The organism is Rhizobacter sp. Root404 (assembly GCF_001425865.1).
Lineage (GTDB): Bacteria > Pseudomonadota > Gammaproteobacteria > Burkholderiales > Burkholderiaceae_C > LMDS01.
The window spans coordinates 312,778-328,797 of the sequence record NZ_LMDS01000005.1; the positions used below are offsets into that span (position 1 = coordinate 312,778).

Annotated in this window: 15 protein-coding genes and 1 tRNA gene; 7 read left to right on the forward strand and 9 right to left on the reverse strand. The window is 69.6% G+C overall.

Features of this window, described 5'->3' with window-relative positions; genetic code table 11:
* Position 1: 1 nt before the first annotated feature.
* Together ASC76_RS15620 and ASC76_RS15625 are read right to left on the reverse strand one after the other, a co-directional pair.
* Positions 2 to 1,180: an efflux RND transporter periplasmic adaptor subunit gene (locus ASC76_RS15620; RefSeq protein WP_056468209.1), complete on the reverse strand. Its 1,179-nt coding sequence runs from the start codon at positions 1,178 to 1,180 to the stop codon at positions 2 to 4.
* On the reverse strand, positions 1,177 to 1,839 hold the full coding sequence (locus tag ASC76_RS15625) for a TetR/AcrR family transcriptional regulator (protein WP_235580482.1): 663 nt from the start codon (positions 1,837 to 1,839) through the stop codon (positions 1,177 to 1,179). The genes ASC76_RS15620 and ASC76_RS15625 overlap by 4 nt, the downstream gene beginning before the upstream one ends.
* Positions 1,840 to 2,009: 170 nt before the next feature.
* Between ASC76_RS15625 and ASC76_RS15630 the strand changes: the two genes are divergently transcribed.
* The gene (locus tag ASC76_RS15630; protein ID WP_056468215.1) at positions 2,010 to 2,834 is read left to right on the forward strand and encodes an undecaprenyl-diphosphate phosphatase; all 825 of its coding nucleotides are present in this window, start codon (positions 2,010 to 2,012) and stop codon (positions 2,832 to 2,834) included.
* Here the strand turns inward: ASC76_RS15630 and trmB are convergent.
* Positions 2,831 to 3,529: a tRNA (guanosine(46)-N7)-methyltransferase TrmB gene (gene trmB, locus ASC76_RS15635; RefSeq protein WP_082549217.1), complete on the reverse strand. Its 699-nt coding sequence runs from the start codon at positions 3,527 to 3,529 to the stop codon at positions 2,831 to 2,833. The genes ASC76_RS15630 and trmB overlap by 4 nt on opposite strands.
* A 126-nt stretch (positions 3,530 to 3,655) precedes the next feature.
* Between trmB and dacB the strand changes: the two genes are divergently transcribed.
* The 5 genes from dacB (at position 3,656) to ASC76_RS15660 (ending at position 9,089) form a co-directional block, all read left to right on the forward strand.
* On the forward strand, positions 3,656 to 5,140 hold the full coding sequence (dacB, locus tag ASC76_RS15640; RefSeq protein WP_056468218.1) for a D-alanyl-D-alanine carboxypeptidase/D-alanyl-D-alanine-endopeptidase: 1,485 nt from the start codon (positions 3,656 to 3,658) through the stop codon (positions 5,138 to 5,140).
* Between the two features lie 66 nt (positions 5,141 to 5,206).
* Complete coding sequence (locus ASC76_RS15645; protein WP_056468221.1) at positions 5,207 to 6,343, forward strand: glycosyltransferase family 4 protein; 1,137 nt, start codon at positions 5,207 to 5,209, stop codon at positions 6,341 to 6,343.
* A 31-nt stretch (positions 6,344 to 6,374) separates the two neighbouring features.
* Positions 6,375 to 6,448: transfer RNA gene (locus tag ASC76_RS15650), tRNA-Gly, on the forward strand.
* A 264-nt stretch (positions 6,449 to 6,712) separates the two neighbouring features.
* A complete protein-coding gene (locus ASC76_RS15655) occupies positions 6,713 to 8,125 on the forward strand; it encodes a DUF1996 domain-containing protein (RefSeq protein WP_056468224.1) in 1,413 nt (470 codons plus the stop codon).
* Between the two features lie 40 nt (positions 8,126 to 8,165).
* Entirely contained in the window at positions 8,166 to 9,089 is a 924-nt protein-coding gene (locus tag ASC76_RS15660) for a GGDEF domain-containing protein (protein WP_056468227.1), read from the forward strand.
* A 15-nt stretch (positions 9,090 to 9,104) separates the two neighbouring features.
* Here ASC76_RS15660 and speB read toward each other — a convergent pair whose 3' ends face one another.
* Genes speB through ASC76_RS25410 form a run of 6 tightly spaced genes read right to left on the reverse strand, consistent with a single transcriptional unit; the run spans position 9,105 to position 14,585 of the window.
* Positions 9,105 to 10,055: an agmatinase gene (speB, locus tag ASC76_RS15665; protein ID WP_056470916.1), complete on the reverse strand. Its 951-nt coding sequence runs from the start codon at positions 10,053 to 10,055 to the stop codon at positions 9,105 to 9,107.
* Positions 10,056 to 10,066: 11 nt separating this feature from the next.
* Positions 10,067 to 10,894, reverse strand: a complete 828-nt coding sequence (locus ASC76_RS15670; protein WP_056468230.1) for an ABC transporter permease — start codon at positions 10,892 to 10,894, stop codon at positions 10,067 to 10,069.
* A 3-nt stretch (positions 10,895 to 10,897) separates the two neighbouring features.
* Positions 10,898 to 12,166, reverse strand: coding sequence for an ABC transporter permease (locus tag ASC76_RS15675; protein WP_056468233.1), 1,269 nt, complete (start codon positions 12,164 to 12,166; stop codon positions 10,898 to 10,900).
* 24 nt (positions 12,167 to 12,190) lie between these two features.
* Positions 12,191 to 13,219, reverse strand: a complete 1,029-nt coding sequence (locus ASC76_RS15680; RefSeq protein WP_056468236.1) for an ABC transporter substrate-binding protein — start codon at positions 13,217 to 13,219, stop codon at positions 12,191 to 12,193.
* Between the two features lie 56 nt (positions 13,220 to 13,275).
* Positions 13,276 to 14,421: an ABC transporter ATP-binding protein gene (locus tag ASC76_RS15685; RefSeq protein ID WP_082549219.1), complete on the reverse strand. Its 1,146-nt coding sequence runs from the start codon at positions 14,419 to 14,421 to the stop codon at positions 13,276 to 13,278.
* A gap of 26 nt (positions 14,422 to 14,447) precedes the next feature.
* A complete protein-coding gene (locus tag ASC76_RS25410) occupies positions 14,448 to 14,585 on the reverse strand; it encodes a hypothetical protein (RefSeq protein ID WP_157615740.1) in 138 nt (45 codons plus the stop codon).
* Between ASC76_RS25410 and ASC76_RS15690 the strand changes: the two genes are divergently transcribed.
* Complete coding sequence (locus ASC76_RS15690) at positions 14,584 to 15,999, forward strand: PLP-dependent aminotransferase family protein (protein WP_056468239.1); 1,416 nt, start codon at positions 14,584 to 14,586, stop codon at positions 15,997 to 15,999. The two genes, ASC76_RS25410 and ASC76_RS15690, sit on opposite strands and share 2 nt — an antisense overlap.
* Positions 16,000 to 16,020: the final 21 nt, after the last annotated feature.

A 16,020-nucleotide genomic window follows, 5' to 3' on the forward strand; every position in this document is an offset into this window, starting at 1 on the left:
CTCAGCCGGGCGCGGACGCGGTCGGTGCGGGCGTGGCTGCCGGTGCCGCCGCGGGCGCGGACAGCTTGACGGCCGTGCCGTCGCGCAGCGCGCCGGCGCTGGCACGCAGCAGCACGTCGCCGGCGGTGGCACCGCTGAGCAGTTCGACGGCGGGCTCGCTGCGGCCGTCGATCAGCGCGGTGCCGCGCGCACCGAGCTCGACGGTGCGCTGCCGCACCTGCCCGCCTTGCACCGCGAGCACGTACGGCCGGGCCTGGTCGACGCGCACGCTGGCGACCGGCGCGACCAGCGCGTCGCGCCGCTGCAGTTCGATCTGGCCGCGCGCGAACAGGCCCTGGCGCAGCCCCGGCTGCGGCTGCAGCGCCAGGTAGACCAGCACCGCGCGCGTGCCCGCCTGCGTGCTGGGGTTGATGCGCGCCACGGTCGCGGTGGCCGGCTCGGCGAGGCCGTCGACATTCAGGCGGGCGGTCTGCCCGATCTGGACCGCGCCGACGTCCTCCGGCGCGACCGCCGCCTCGAGTTCGATGCGCGAGAGGTCGACGATCTCGATCACCTTCGCCTCGACCCCGACCCGCTCGCCCGGTTGCACGAAGCGTTGCGACACGATCCCGCCGATCGGCGCGATCAGCTGCGAGTCGGCGCGCGACTTGCGCGCCAGCTCCGCCGCAGCGAGTGCGGCCTGGTAGCTGGCCGCGGCGCCGGCTTCGGTCGAGACCGAGGTCTCGAGGCCGGTGGCCGAGATGAAGCCTTGTTCGACCAGCGCGCGGTTGTTCGCGAGCGCTCGCTTGGCGATGTCGAGCTGGGTGCGCGCGGCGAGCGCCGTCTGCTCGGCCTGCTTGACCCGCCATTCGAACTCGACGGTGTCGAGCTGGCCCACCACCTGGCCCGCCTTGACGGCGTCGCCTTCACGCACCGTCAGGGTCTTGACCTCGGAGGCGATCCGCGCCTTGACGACCGCGCTGGTGACCGCCTTCAGTCCGCCCGAGACCGCCAGGGTGCGCGCCAGCGGCGCGACGCGCGCCGTGCCGACATCGGCCGGCCCCAGTTCCAGCGACTGCGGCGCGGCGACGGGTGCGTTGGCGGCCGCCTGCAGGCGTCGGCCCTTGACGATGCGCGCGCCGAGCGCGACGACCAACGCCACCGCGACCAGCGCGAGCGTCCATTTCATCCAGCGTTTCATGAGCGGGGCGGAGCCTTCTTTCGCGTGCCGGCGGAGGGCGCTGCGGGCGGGCGCCGCAGGCCGTTGACGACGGTGTCGATGTGGGTGTCGATGAAGCGGTGCGGATCGAGCTCGCGGCTGGGCAGGTGGCACGGGCCGATCGAATGCCGGTGCAGGCACAGCATCAGGGTCGGGAAGATCAGCAGGTGCACGGTCTCGAACAGATGGACCGGGCGCAACTCGCCGGCATCGATGCCGCGCTGGAGTACGCGGGTGAACAGGGCGCGTCCGGGTTCGATCACCTCGTCCATGTAGAAGCGCGCGAAGTCCGGGAAGTTGCCCATCTCGGTCAGGATGATCTTGAAGATGCCCGAGGCCGGCGTCTCGCCGATGCGCTCCCACCAGGTGTGCATCAGCAGCGAGAGCAGCGCCTGGGTGTCGCCGTCGAAGCCCTCCGCGATGTCGGTGCCCTCGCGGATCAGCGCGCCGAGGTTTTCGCGCACGACGGCTTTCAGCAGTTCTTCCTTGCTCGGGTAGTAGAGGTAGAGCGTGCCCTTGGAGACGCCGGCGCGCGCGGCCACGTCCTCCGAGCGGGTGGCCGCGAACCCGCGTTCGACGAACAGCTCCAGCGCCGCGGCCAGCAGTTCCTGCGGTCGGGCCTCCTTGCGGCGCTGCCGCACGGAGGCGGGGCCGGTCGCAGACGTGCGGACGGAGGCAGGTGACTTCATACTGACTGAGCAGTCAGTAATGTATCCGCACGTGTCGGCAGGGTCAAGGCGGGCGGCCGGGACACCGGGCCGCCCATCGGGGCATCGGTAAGATCGCGCGTCCTCAATCGCCGGAGTCACCGTTGGATCTGATCCTGTTGTTCAAAGCCGCCGTGATGGGCGTGGTCGAGGGCCTGACCGAGTTCCTGCCGATCTCGAGCACCGGCCACCTGATCCTCGCCGGTTCGCTGCTCGGCTTCAACGACGACAAGATGAAGGTGTTCGACATCGCGATCCAGACCGGTGCGATCGTCGCGGTGATCATCGTCTACTGGCAGCGGCTGCGCGAGACGATGGCCGGGCTGGGCAGCGACGCGAAGGCGCAGCGTTTCGCGATCAACGTGGCGATCGGTTTCGTGCCGGCCGTGGTGCTCGGGCTGCTGTTCGGCAAGGCGATCAAGGCGCACCTGTTCACGCCGATCGTGGTCGCGAGCACCTTCATCATCGGCGGCTTCATCATCCTGTGGGCGGAGCGCCGCACCGCGGTGGCCACGCGCGTCGAGACGGTCGACGACATGACGCGGCTCGACGCGCTGAAGGTCGGCCTGGTGCAGTGCCTGGCGATGATCCCGGGCACCAGCCGCTCCGGCGCGACCATCATCGGCGGCATGCTGCTCGGCCTGAGCCGGAAATGCGCGACCGACTACAGCTTCTTCCTCGCGATCCCGACGCTGGTCGGTGCCGGCCTCTACAGCCTCTACAAGGAGCGCGCGCTGCTGTCGGCCGCGGACATCCCGCTGTTCGGTGTCGGGTTGCTGTTCTCGTTCCTGTCGGCCTGGGTCTGCGTGCGCTGGCTGCTGCGCTACATCTCGACCCACACCTTCGTCGTGTTCGCCTGGTACCGGATCGCGTTCGGCATCGTCGTGCTGATCACGGCGTACAGCGGCCTCGTGACCTGGGCGGACTAGGGTTTGACGAACACCAGGTCCCAGACGCCGTGGCCGAGCCGCAGGCCGCGGTTCTCGAACTTGGTCAGCGGCCGGTAGTCGGGCTTGGGTGCGTAGCCGTCGGCGCTGTTGCGCAGCGCCGGCTCGGCCGACAGAACCTCCAGCATCTGCTCCGCGTACGGTTGCCAGTCGGTCGCGCAATGCAGGTAGCCGCCGGGCACCAGCCGGCTCGCCAGCAGCGTGACGAAGTCGGGCTGGATCAGTCGCCGCTTGTTGTGCTTCTTCTTGTGCCACGGGTCGGGGAAGAACACGTGCACGCCGGCCAGGGAGCCCGGCGCGATCATCTGCTGCAGCACGTCGACCGCGTCGTGCTGGAGCAGGCGCAGGTTCGTCAGGCCGCGTTCGCCGATCTGCTTGAGCAGCGCGCCGACACCGGGCGTGTGCACCTCGACGCCGATGAAGTCGGTGCCCGGCAGCGCCTGCGCGATGGCGGCGGTCGCGTCGCCCATGCCGAAGCCGATCTCGAGCACGCGCGGCGCGTCGCGACCGAAGGCCGCGGCGAAGTCGAACGGCGCAGCGGCGTACGGCAGCACGAAACGCGGGCCGAGTTCGGCCAGCGCGCGGGTCTGTCCCGGCCCCATCCGGCCGGCGCGCACCACGAAGCTGCGGATGCTGCGGCGTTCCGGTGACGCGGCGGGGTCGTTCGAGTCGGTCATCTGTGGCGTGAGCGCAAAAATTCGGCAGGCTGCATTGTGACGGCGGCCACGCAATGGCCCCGCACGCGCACAGGCCACACCGGAGCGGGGGACGGGACCGGCGCCGCGGCTGCTAGCCTCGCGCCCATGTCCAAGCTGTCATGTCTCTGCGCACTCGGCGTCGCGCTGCTGGTCGCCCTGGGCGCCACGGCGGAGGCCGCGCCCAGGCGGGCGGCGCCCGCGCGCGAAGCGGCGGTCGGCCTGCCGGCGGCGGTGGCCGGCGCGATCAAGGCGTCCGGCCTGCCCGCGCAGAGCTTCGGCCTGTACGCGCAGGAGGTGATCGGCGAACGCACCGTGTTCGCGCTGAATGCCGAGCAGCCGTACACGATGGCGTCGACGACGAAGATCGTGACCTCGCTCGCCGCACTCGACCTGCTCGGGCCGTACTACCGTTGGCGCACCTCCGCGTTCGCGCTCGGCACCCTGGCCCAGGGCAAGCTCGTCGGCGATCTGCTGATCGTCGGCGGCGGCAACGCGCAACTGACGTCGCAGGGCCTGGCCGCGTGGTTCAAGCGCATGCACGACCAGGGCCTGCGCGAGATCGAGGGCGACATCGTGCTCGACCGCTACGCGTTCCAGCTCACGCCAGCCGACCACAAGGGCACGCCGCTGCAATCGGCCGGCGAGCCGCGCCATGTGTGGCCCGATGCGATGACCCTCGACGAGGGCCAGCTCGACGTGGTCGTGCAGCCGTCGCGCGGCGGCCGGGCGGCGTTGAGCTTGCGGCCGGCGCTCAGCGACGTGCGGATCGACAACCGCGTGTCGATGGGGGGCGGCTGCAATGTCGTGCCGATCTGGCAGGGCGGTCGGGATGGCCGCGCCACCGTGCTGGTCCAGGGCAGTTGGGGTTCGGCGTGCGGCACGCGCACCGTGAGCTTCGTGCCTCCGCCGGACAGCGGCATCGCGGCGCGCGCGTTGCCGGCCATGTGGGCGGCCGCGGGCGGCGTTCTGCGCGGCCGGGTCGTCTCCGCCGCGGTGGTGCCGGGCGTCAGCCCGATCCCGCTCGGGCCGGACGGCGAGCCGGTGCAGCCGCTGTCGTTCGACCGCTCCAAACCGCTGACGGAACTGGTGCGCGACATCAACAAGGTCAGCGACAACGTCGGTGCGCGCAACCTGATGCTTTCTCTCTCGCCCGGCTTTCCCGCGCGGCCGGCCACCTTGACCGGTGCGAAGCGGACCATGACCTTGTGGCTGCGCGAGCAGGGTCTGGCCGATGGCGACATCGAGGTCGAGAACGGGTCCGGCCTGTCGCACAGCGAGCGGGCCAAGCCGCGGGCGCTGGTGCAGTTGCTGCGCAAGGCCTGGCGCGCGGCGCAGGCGCAGGCATTCTTCGAGTCGCTGCCGATCGCCGGCGTCGACGGCACGATGAAGGGAAGGCTGGTGGGCAGCCGCGCCGCAGGCCAGGCGTACCTCAAGACCGGCACCCTGAACGACACCCGGGCGCTTGCCGGGTACGTCCACGGGGCGAGCGGCAAGATGTATGCGGTGGCCCTGATGGTCAACAGTGCCGACCCCGCCGCCGGCCGGCCCGCGCTGGACGCGATGGTGGCCTGGCTCGCCAGGAACGGCTGAACCGCGCGCCGCGACGCCACGACTGGCGCGCCGGAACAGCGCCTGCGCATGGGATGATTGTCGCAAATGCGCATGCTGTACCTCACGCTGGCCGACATCGACGACCGCTCCTATGGCGGTGCGATCCGCAGTCACCAGATCCGCGAGGCGCTGCTGCAGGTGGGCGAGGTGGACACGCTGGTGATCCACGGCGCCCCGTCGACCCGGCTCGACACCGAGTGGCAGCCGGGGCGCGTCAAGCGCGCCCTCTATGCGCGCGGCAGTGGCAGGCTGCATCAACTGGGACAGCGGCTGGCGATCCGCCGCCACGTCGCCGCCGTGGTGCGCGCCGGCGGCTACGACGTCATCGTGGCGCGCTACATCGGCCTGGCGCTGTTTGTGCCGCTCCGCGCCTGGACGCGTCTGGTGGTCGATGCGGACGACATGTTCAAGTCGATCTCTCCCAACCTGCCGGTGTCGCTGCGGGTGCGCGCCGCGCTGGGGCTGCGCAATTTCGCGGCCCGCCTGGCGCTGACCCGCGCGGCGCATGTCTGGTACGTCAACCCCGCCGACGGGGCGCGACTGAAAGCGCGCGCGCTGTCCTGGGTTCCGAACACCGTGCTTGCGCCGGATGCCGGACGCGCGCGCCCGGCGCCGGTGCCCGGCCGGATCCTGATGGTCGGCTACTTCGACCATCCGCCGAACGCGCGGGGGTTGCTCTGGTTCGCGACCGAGGTCCTGCCGTCGCTGGTGGCAGAGTTCCCGCAGGTCGAGTTGCATGTCGTCGGCAGGTACCCCTCGATCCTGGCGGCGACGCTGCACCGCGATGCGATCCATTTCCACGGTTTCGTCGATGCGCTGGCGGCCGAATACGACCGTGCGGCGCTGGTGGTCGCGCCGATCCAGTCGGGCGGCGGCACCCAGATCAAGGTGATCGACGCGCTGGTTCACGGCCGACCGCTGGTGGCCTCGCGCTTCGCGCATGCCGGCTTCGACAGGGAACTGACCAACGGCCTGCACTTGCGCGTGGCCGATGCCGCCGCGGCCTGGGTGCGGCAATGCGCCGAGCTGCTGCGCGATCCAAAAGCGGCCGAGGCGATGGCCGAGCGCGGGCGTTGTGCGGTGGCGGCGGGCGGCCTGCAGCGCGTCAACGACACGGTTCGCGACACCGTGATCGCCATCGCCGGCCGCGGTGCCGACCGGCAGCGCACGGCGAGCGCCTGAGCGCGTCCGCGCGCTAGAATCGCGCCCAGCCGCGGGTGTAGTTCAATGGTAGAACGGCAGCTTCCCAAGCTTCATACAGGGGTTCGATTCCCCTCACCCGCTCCAGCCTGAAGGCTCCGCCTCGGCTGCACGCACCGGTCCGGCGAGCGTTACATCGACTTTCGTCGGTTGCGTGGGACTGACCCGATCCGCAGATAGAGTTCGTCCGGCCCAGCGCCTGGCAGTGACGTGAGAACGACGTCCGCTCACCGGAACCGCGCCGGGCGACTTCGTCATTCCGTCGGACGTTCGCGTTCCTCAGTTCTCTTCCTCTTCTCGACACACCACATGCGGCGAATCACTCTCGCAGCAGCGGCTTCCTTTTGCCTGTTGCTCCCCCCCCTGATTGCACACGCCGGAACCGGCGGTAAGACGTTCACCTTCTCGACGACGCCGGTCGACTGCAGCAAATCGACCACCACCACCAGCCCGTTCGGGCGCTGTGCCGCCGGAACGCGTGCGCCCGCGGTCGTCGTGAAAGCCACCGCGCCCAAGCCCGCCGCCAGCGCCGCCGCGGTGTCGGCCAAGCCGGCAACGCCGGTCACGACGGCCCCGGCCCCGACCGCCGGCTACGTCAAGTGCGCCGAGTTCGGTCAGCTCTGCAAGGTCACCGAGCCGAGCGTCGTGATCTGGGGGAACGGCACCAAGTTCACCAGCGGCAAGGTCGTCGACAAGAGCGTCTGGTGCAACGGATCGCTCGGCGCGGACTGGCCAGACAACCGCGCCACCTCCTGCTGGACCAAGCCTGCCGGGGTCGCGAAGGACACGTCCGGTTCCACGATGCTGGCTTCCGCCCTGTCCATCGTCTATTCGGCCCTGCCGACCGGCAGCCCGGGCAGCGGGTTGTTCCAGGTGATGCCCACCACGGAGCGCCCCGCGGACAGCGACCTGGGTGCATTCCGGACGTCATGCAACTTCGCGAAGATGGCGCGCATCGATCCGATCGTGTTCCCGGGCACGGTGGGCCAGTCGCACCTGCACACCTTCTTCGGCAACACCGCCGTTAGCGAGAACTCGACGACCGATTCGCTGCTGGCCTTCGGCAACAGCACCTGCCGCGGCGGCATCGCCAACCGCTCGGCGTACTGGGTGCCGACGATGATCGACACCGCCACCGGCAAGCCGGTCGCGCCTGACGAGATCAACGTCTACTACAAGGCCGGCGTGTTCACCGGCGACAAGCTCAGCCGCGGCATCCCGCAGGGCCTGCGGATGGTGGCCGGTAACCCCGCTGCGACGGCGCCGCGCACGGACACCGACGTGTTCGCCTACCGCTTCAAGTGCATCGGCGGTCCGCTCGGCGAGAACGACAAGTACGGCAGCGCGATCCCGAACTGCGACCTGGGCGCGTCCGTGTGGCAGGAGATCTTTTTCCCGCAGTGCTGGGACGGCGTCAACCTCGACAGCCCGGACCACAAGAGCCACATGAGCTATCCGGTGGCCGTGCCCGATCCCTCCAGCACCCGGGGCTGGCAGATGCTGGCCTGTCCGGCCTCGCACCCGGTGATCCTGCCGGAGATCTCGTTCAACGTCGTCTACACCGCGAAGACCAGGGATGCGGCGCTCAAGTGGCGGCTGGCCAGCGACAACTACGACCCGGCCAAGCCGGGTGGCTACTCGTCGCATGGCGACTGGTTCAACGGCTGGCGTCACGATGTCAGCGAAGCGTGGTTCCAGAACTGCCTGGTGGCCAAGAAGGACTGCCACTCGCACCTGCTGGGCGATGGTCGGATGATCTACTGATCGTCACGCCGCCGGCTGCGCGCCGCGGTATTCTGTCGCGATGACTGAAACCGAACCCGGCGGCGGCCGCGACCTGACGATCGCCACCCAGCTGGATCTGCCGGCGCAGGCGCTTCAGGCCTCGGGCTTCGGCCCGTTCGCGGTGCTGCGTTGCGATGGCCATGACGCCGTGCTCGCACGGCTCGCGGAGGCGACCTGCGACGCGCTGGTGCTGACCGACGACGCGGAGGCGGTCGAGATCGCCGCCGAGGTGGGTCGCGAGATCGCGATCGTCGTGGTCGTGCCCGACCTGGCGCCCGCCCGCGTGCTCGCCTGGTGGGAGCGCGGCGCGCAGGACGTGCTCACGGCGGCCGAACTCGCCATGCCGTCGCTGCCGCAACGCCTGCGGGCCGCGATCGAGCGCAAGCGCCTCGAGCGCGACGCGCGCACCGCCTACGCCACCGACCTCGACACCGGCCTGCCGCACCAGCAGCAGCTGATCGAGCACATGAGCCAGCTGCTCGCGCTGCGCGAGCGCGAGCCCGCACCGATGGCCGTGCTCGCGCTGCGGATCGAAGGCCTCGCGACGGCCGAAGCACGCCACGGTCGCGAGGCGGCGAACGTGCTGCGCCGCAAGGTCGGCGTGCGTCTGCGTGCCGGTGTGCGCGCGAGCGATGTTGTGGCCTCGCTGGGCGACGACAGCTTCGCGGTGTTGCTCGGGTCGATCCTGTCGCCGGCCGATGCGGAACGGGTCGGCGCCAAGCTGATGCAGTCGCTGCTGCAGCCGCTGCGCGTGGCCGGCGAGGACCTGAGCGTCGCGACCGCGCTCGGCATCGGGCAGTACCCGCAGGACGGCGCGCAGCCGGACGCGTTGCTGCGCCGCGCCGTCGGTCTCGCGGCAGCGGCGCAAGCCCAGGGCCGCGCAGGTTTCTCGAATTTTGGTGCGCCCGGCGCGGCGCCGGTCAGCGCGGCCAACGACGAGTAGGCTGCCGCAGTCGGCTCAGCGGCGGCCGACGCCCGGCAGCACGCACAGCATCTCGTAGAGCAGGTTGGCGCCGAGCAGCGCCGTGTTGCCCGAGGGGTCGTAGGGCGGTGCGACCTCGACCAGGTCGCCGCCGACGATGTTCAATCCGCTGCAGCCGCGGATGATCTCCAGGCCCTGCGGAACCGTGAGCCCGCCGATCTCCGGCGTGCCGGTGCCGGCGGCGAACGACGGGTCGAGCCCGTCGATGTCGAAGGTGATGTAGGTCGGGTGCGTCGGTCCGATGCGCTCGCGTACCTGCGCCATCAACGGCGCCAGCGACTGGTACCAGACCTCGTGCGCCTGCACGATCGTGAAGCCCTGGCGGCGTGGCCAGTCGAAGTCGTCGGCTGCGTAGCCGGTGCCGCGCAGGCCGATCTGCCAGACCTTGTCGCAGGCCAGCAGCCCTTCGTCGACCGCGCGGCGAAACGGCGTACCGTGCGCGATCGGTTCACCGAACATCTCGTCGTTGATGTCGGCGTGCGCATCGACATGCACCAGCGCGACCGGGCCGTGTCGGGTCGCGAGCGCGCGCAGGATCGGCAGCGCGATCGTGTGGTCGCCGCCCATCGTCAGCGGCTTGCAGCCGGCCGCCAGCACGCGCTCGTAGAACGCGGTGATGATCGGCATCGACTTCTCGAGCGAGAAGGTGTTGATCGCCACGTCGCCCAGATCGGCCACCTGCAGCGTGTCGAACGGCGCGGCGCCGGTCGCCATGTTGTAGGGGCGGATCAGCGCCGACTCGGCGCGGATCTGGCGCGGCCCGAAGCGCGCACCGGCGCGGTTCGAGGTGCCGATGTCGAGCGGCACGCCGATGAAGGCCGCGTCGAGCCCGGCCGGCGAGTCGACGAAGGGAAGGCGCATCATCGTCGCGATGCCGCCGAAGCGAGGCATCGCGTTGCCGGACAGCGGCTGGTTGCGAGTCGTCATCGCGGCGGTTTTCAGCGGCGCCGGCCGCGCAGCCATTCGAGCGCGAGCAGCAGGCTGGTGGTGAAGATGATCAGCAGCGTGGCCACTGCCGCGATCGTCGGCGAGATGTTCTCGCGGATGCCGTTGAACATCTGGCGCGGCAACGTCAGCTGCTCGGGGCCGGCCAGGAACAGCACGACGACGACCTCGTCGAACGAGGTCGCGAAGGCGAACAACGCGCCCGAAACGACGCCCGGCGCGATCACCGGCAGCGTGATGCGGAAGAAGGTGCGCAGCGGGCTCTCGCCCAGGCTGAGGCTCGCGCGCACCAGGTTCTGGTTGAAGCCCTGCAGCGTCGCCAGCACGGTGGTCAGCACGAACGGCGCGCCCAGCGCCGCGTGCACGATGATCAGCGAGACGTAGCTGTCGGCCATGCCCAGCGGGGCGAAGAACAGGTAGGTACTGACGCCGACGACGACGATCGGCACCACCATCGGCGCGATCAGCAGGCTCATCAGCAGGCCCTTGAACGGGAAGTCGGTGCGCGCCAGGCCGACGGCGGCGAGCGTGCCCAGCGCCGTCGCGAGCACGGTGGCGGCCGGCGCGATGATGAAGCTGTTCTTCGCCGCACGCGCCCACTCGGCCGACCCGAACAGGTTGTGATACCACTTCAGCGACCACCCCGGAATCGGGTAGACGAGGAACGAACTGTCGCTGAACGACAGCGGGATGATCACCAGGATCGGCAGCAACAGGAACACCAATACGCCCACGCACAGTGCGCGCAGCGCCCACCAGCCGAGCTTGTCCAGCGGCGTCGAATAGGCAGGGAACTGCGGCAGCAACTTGAACGCGCTCATGGGTCAGCCCAGACTCAGTTCGGCCTTGGTCACGCGCCGATAGATGGCGTACAGCACCAGCGTGGCGGCCAGCAGCAATGCGCCGAGCGCACAGGCCATGCCCCAGTTGACGGTCACGTTGGTGTACTGCGCGATGTAATAGCTCAGCATCTGGTCGGTCGGCCCGCCGAGCAGGGCGGGCGTCACGTAGTAGCCGATGCTCAGGATGAACACCAGCAGCGCGCCGGCGCCGATGCCCGGGTAGGTCTGCGGCACGTAGACCCGGAAGAACGCGGCCAGCGGCGGGCTGCCGAGCGAGACGGCGGCGCGCAGGAAGGTTGGCGGGACGCTCGTCATCACGCTGTACAGCGGCAGGATCATGAACGGCAGCAGGATGTGCACCATCGAGATGATCACGCCGGTGCGGTTGAACAGCAGCGCGAGCGGCTTGTCGATCAGGTGCAGGTCGATCAGCGCGTGGTTCACCAGGCCCTCGGACTGCAGCAGCACGATCCAGGCCGCCACGCGCACCAGGATCGAGGTCCAGAACGGCACCAGCACCAGGATCATCAGCACGTTCGCCTGGCGCACCGGCAGCGTGCTCAGCCAGTAGGCGAGCGGGTAGCCCAGCAGCAGGCACCACAGCGTGACGACCGCGCTGATCTCGAAGGTGCGCAGCAGGATGCCGCCGAACACGCGTTGTTCGGGGTCGACGCGCTCGACCGCGCCTTGCGCGTCGCGCCGCAAGTCGACCGAAGTCAGCAGGTAATCGGGCGTCCAGCGCGAGCCGTTCTTCGCGATCGCCTGCCAATACTTCGTCTCGCCCCAGCGGGCGTCGAGCGCGAGCAAGGCGGCCTTGATGTCGGCGGGTGTCGAGGCGGCCGTCGTGCCTTCGAGCGGCAAGGCCTTGAACGTCGTCATGACCAGCGAGCGTGCGCCGGGCGCCTCGCTGTTGAGCCGGCGCGCGAGCGCGCCGGCGTCGGCGCTGTCGGCGAGCCCGCCGAGATCCTTGGCGATGGCGGCGAACGCTTCGGGCGCAGGCACGTCGGCGGGCTTCCAGCCCTGCAGTGCCACGACCGTGCGCGGCAGGGCATTGGCGACCTCGGGGTTCTCGATCGCGCGCTTCAGCAGCGCGCCGATCGGGACGAGGAAGGTCAGCAGCAGGAACAGCAGCAGCGGCAGCGTCAGCGAGAACGCGCGCCACTTGCGGCGCCGTTCGGCACGCGCCAACTGGCCGCGCAGACCGAGCGGGTCCGCGGGGCCGGGCAGGGGAGCGGTGAGGCTGGCGTCCATGCTGCGCGGTTCCCGATCAGCCGATCAGTTCGTCGCCCAGCAGGCGAAGCGCTTCTCCAGGTCCTCGCCCTGGTCGGCCCAGAACTTCAGGTTGAACTGCAGCGCGTCCTTCGCGTTGGCCGGCGAGGTCGGCAGGTTGCCCAGGACCTTGGCGTCGAGCTTGGCGAGCGTCTTGTTGTTGGTCGGGCCATAAGCGATGTTCTTCGCATACTCGGCCTGCGCGTCGGGCGTGCTGGCGAAGGCGATGAACTTCAGCGAGGCATCCTTGTTCGGCGCGCCCTTCGGGATGACCCAGTAGTCCAGGTCGTAGATGCCGCCGGTCCAGCCGATCTTCAGGTTCTTGCCTTCGCGGTTGGCGGCGTCGATGCGGCCGTTGTAGACGGTGGTCATGGCCACGTCGCCGGCGACCAGGAACTGCGGCGGCTGCGCGCCGGCTTCCCACCACTGGATGCTCGACTTCAGCTCGCCCAGCTTCTTGAACGCGCGCTCGGCGCCTTCCTTGGTGGCCAAGGTCTTGTAGACGTCGGCCGGCTTGACGCCGTCGGCCATCAGCGCGAACTCGAGGTTGTAGCGCGCGCCCTTGCGCATGCCGCGTTTGCCGGGGAATTTTTTGGTGTCCCAGAAATCGGCCCAGGTCTTGGGGCCGTCCTTCAGCTTGTCGCCGTTGTAGGCCATCACGGTCGACCAGACGAAGATGCCGACGCCGCATTCGGTCACGGCAGCGGGCAGGAAGTCGGCCTTGGGCGCGATCTTGCTGTAGTCGAGCTTCTCGAACAGGCCTTCGTCGCAGCCGCGCGCCACGTCGGGCGACTCGACCTCGACCACGTCCCAGGTGACCTTTTTGGTCTCGACCATCACCTTGATCTTGGCCTGCTCGCCGTTGTATTCGACCGGGACGACCTTGATGCCGGTCTTCTCGAACGGCTCGTAGTAGGCCTTCTTCTGCGCGTTGGCATTCGCGCCGCCGAAGTTGACGACGGTGATCTGCTGTTGTGCCAGCGCCGGCAGCGTGAACGCAGCGGCAAGGGTCAGGGCCAGGGTGCGGATTCTCATGGTGGCGGTGTCTCCAGGGGAGTGAGGGAACGGTTGCGACAAGGAAGGCGGGAGTGTCAGAGATACACCCGGGTCAGCTCATGAGGCAGCTCAAGCCACAGCGCCTCTCCGGGCTTCGGCACCGCCGCGGACGACAGCGGCAGCTTGACGGTGGCGTCGTCGTGGCCGTCACCGACGTGGCACAGCAGCCGAAGGTGATCGCCGAAATAGACGATCTGACGGACCTGCGCCTGCAGCACGTTGGCGCGGGCGGACGGCGCCTCGGCATGCGCGACGATGCGCTCCGGCCGGATGCCGGCGACGACCTCGGCACCGATCGTGGCCCCATTGACGTTCACGCCGCTGACCACCCGACCATCGGCGAGCGCCATCTCGCAGGCGCCGCCGGCGTGCACCGCGCGCAGCGTGCCCCGCAGCATCGTGCCGTCGCCGATGAACCCGGCCACGAAACGGTTGGCGGGCGCCTCGTACATGCGGTCGGCCGCGTCGATCTGCTGGATCACGCCGCTGTTGAACACCGCGACCCGGTCGCTCATCGTCAGCGCCTCGCCCTGGTCGTGGGTCACGAAGACGAAGGTGACGCCTAGCTGGCGGTGCAGCTCCTTCAGCTCGATCTGCATGTGTTCGCGCAATTGCTTGTCGAGCGCGCCTAGCGGCTCGTCCATCAGCACCAGTTGCGGCTCGAAGACCAGCGCCCGCGCCAGCGCCACGCGCTGCTGCTGGCCGCCCGAAAGCTGCGCCGGAAAGCGCTCACCCATGCCCTGCAGGCGCACCATCGCCAGCGCCTTCGCCACCTTCACGTCCTGCTCGGCCTTCGAGACCTTGCGCACCGTGAGCGGATACGCCACGTTCTGTGCCACCGTAAGGTGCGGAAACAGTGCGTAGTTCTGGAACACCATGCCGAAATTGCGCTTGTGCGGCGGGGTGCGGGTGATCGGCTTGCCATCGAGGAAGATGTCGCCGGCGGTCGGCGATTCGAAGCCCGCCAGCAGCATCAGCGCGGTGGTCTTGCCGGAACCGGAGGGCCCGAGCATCGTCAGGAACTCGCCGCGCCGGATGTCCAGATCGAGCTGGCGAATCACGAGCTGCACGCCGTCGTAGGTCTTCTGCACGCCGGCAAACCGGACCAGCGGCTCGGCGCCGGTGGCGCGCAGGGTGGCGGCGGCCGCGTGCGGGGCGTCGAGGACTTGGGCGGTGGACATGGCGGGTGGCTTTTCCGTTCGGCGAATCACGCACTGTAGGCAGTGCGGCCGCCGACGACCATGTACATCGCGAAATAATGATCGGTGTACTGTGCCGGGCCGGCGACCTGTACATGAAAGCCCTGATACGGTGCGTCGAGCGGCCACGCCCAGAACAACGCCATGATCACACTCCACCCAGAATCCCAGGTGCCTTTGGTTGTCCAGATCGTCGACGGCTTTCGCCGCCTGATCGCCGACCAGTCCTTGCGCCCGGGCGTCAAGCTGCCGTCGATCCGGGCGCTCGCGGCCTCGCACTCGGTCAGCGTCTTCACGGTCGTGGAGGCCTACGATCGGCTGGTGGCCCAGGGCTGGGTGATCTCGCGCGCGAACGCCGGCTTCTTCGTCAAGCGCCGCGCCGAGCCGGCCGCCGCCACCGGCGAGGTGCCCCGCAGCGACCTGCGCTTCGACGCCCGCTGGTACCTGCAGCAGATCTTCGAGAACCGCAACCTGATGCTCAAGCCGGGTTGCGGCTGGATGCCGAACGACTGGCTGTTCGAGGAGGGCGTGCGCCGCAGCCTGCGGCAGCTCGCCAGCGACGGCGCCGAGCTCGGGGGCTACGGCGCGCCGCACGGCCACATGGCGCTGCGCCTGCTGATCGCCGAATCGCTGGCCGAAGGCGGCATCGCCGTCGGGGCCGAGCACGTTCTGCTGACCCAGGGCTCGAGCCAGGCGCTCGACCTGGTTGCGCGCCGGCTCGTGAAGCCCGGCGACACGGTGCTCGTCGACGAGCCCGGCTATCCGAACCTGATGTTCATGCTGCGCTTCCTCGGCGCGCGGCTGGTCGGCGTGCCGCGCGCGCCCGGAGGTTACGACCTGGCGGTGCTGGAGGCGCTGCTCGTCGAGCACCGGCCGAGCGTGTTCTTCACCCAGCCGCGCCTGCAGAGCCCGACCAATTCCGTGACACCGCTGCCGCAGCTCTACCGTGTGCTCCAACTCGCCGAGAAGCACGAGGTCACGCTGGTCGAGAACGACATCTACGCCGATCTCGATCCCGAGCCGCGTCCGTCGCTCGCCAGTCTCGACCAGCTGCGCCGGGTCGTCCACATCGGCAGCTTCTCGAAGACGATCTCGCCCAACATCCGGGTCGGCCACGTCGTGGCGCGCGCGGACCTGCTCGACGAGCTCGCGCAGCTGAAGATGGTGTCGGGGTTGACCTCTTCGGACATCACCGAGCGGCTGGCCTTCGGCGCGCTCACGGAAGGGCGGTGGCGCAAGCACCTGCGTTCGCTGCGCGACCGGTTGGCGCAGGCCCACGGTGCGGTGGGCGCGCGCCTGACCGACCTGGGCTTCGAGCTTTTCAGCGAGCCCAAGGCGGGCATGTACCTCTGGGCACGCCATCCCGACCTGACAGACAGTGCCGGCCTGGCGCAGCAGGCGGTCGCCTCCAGCATCCTGCTCGGCCCGGGCCACCTGTTCCTGACGGAGCCACGCACGACCGGCTGGCTGCGCTTCAACGTCGCCTTCAGCGACGACGCGAGGCTGTACCGGTTCCTCGCCGAACAGATCGCCTCGCACGAGCGGAGCGCCTTTCTATAATCGAAGGTTTGCCGGCCCGCC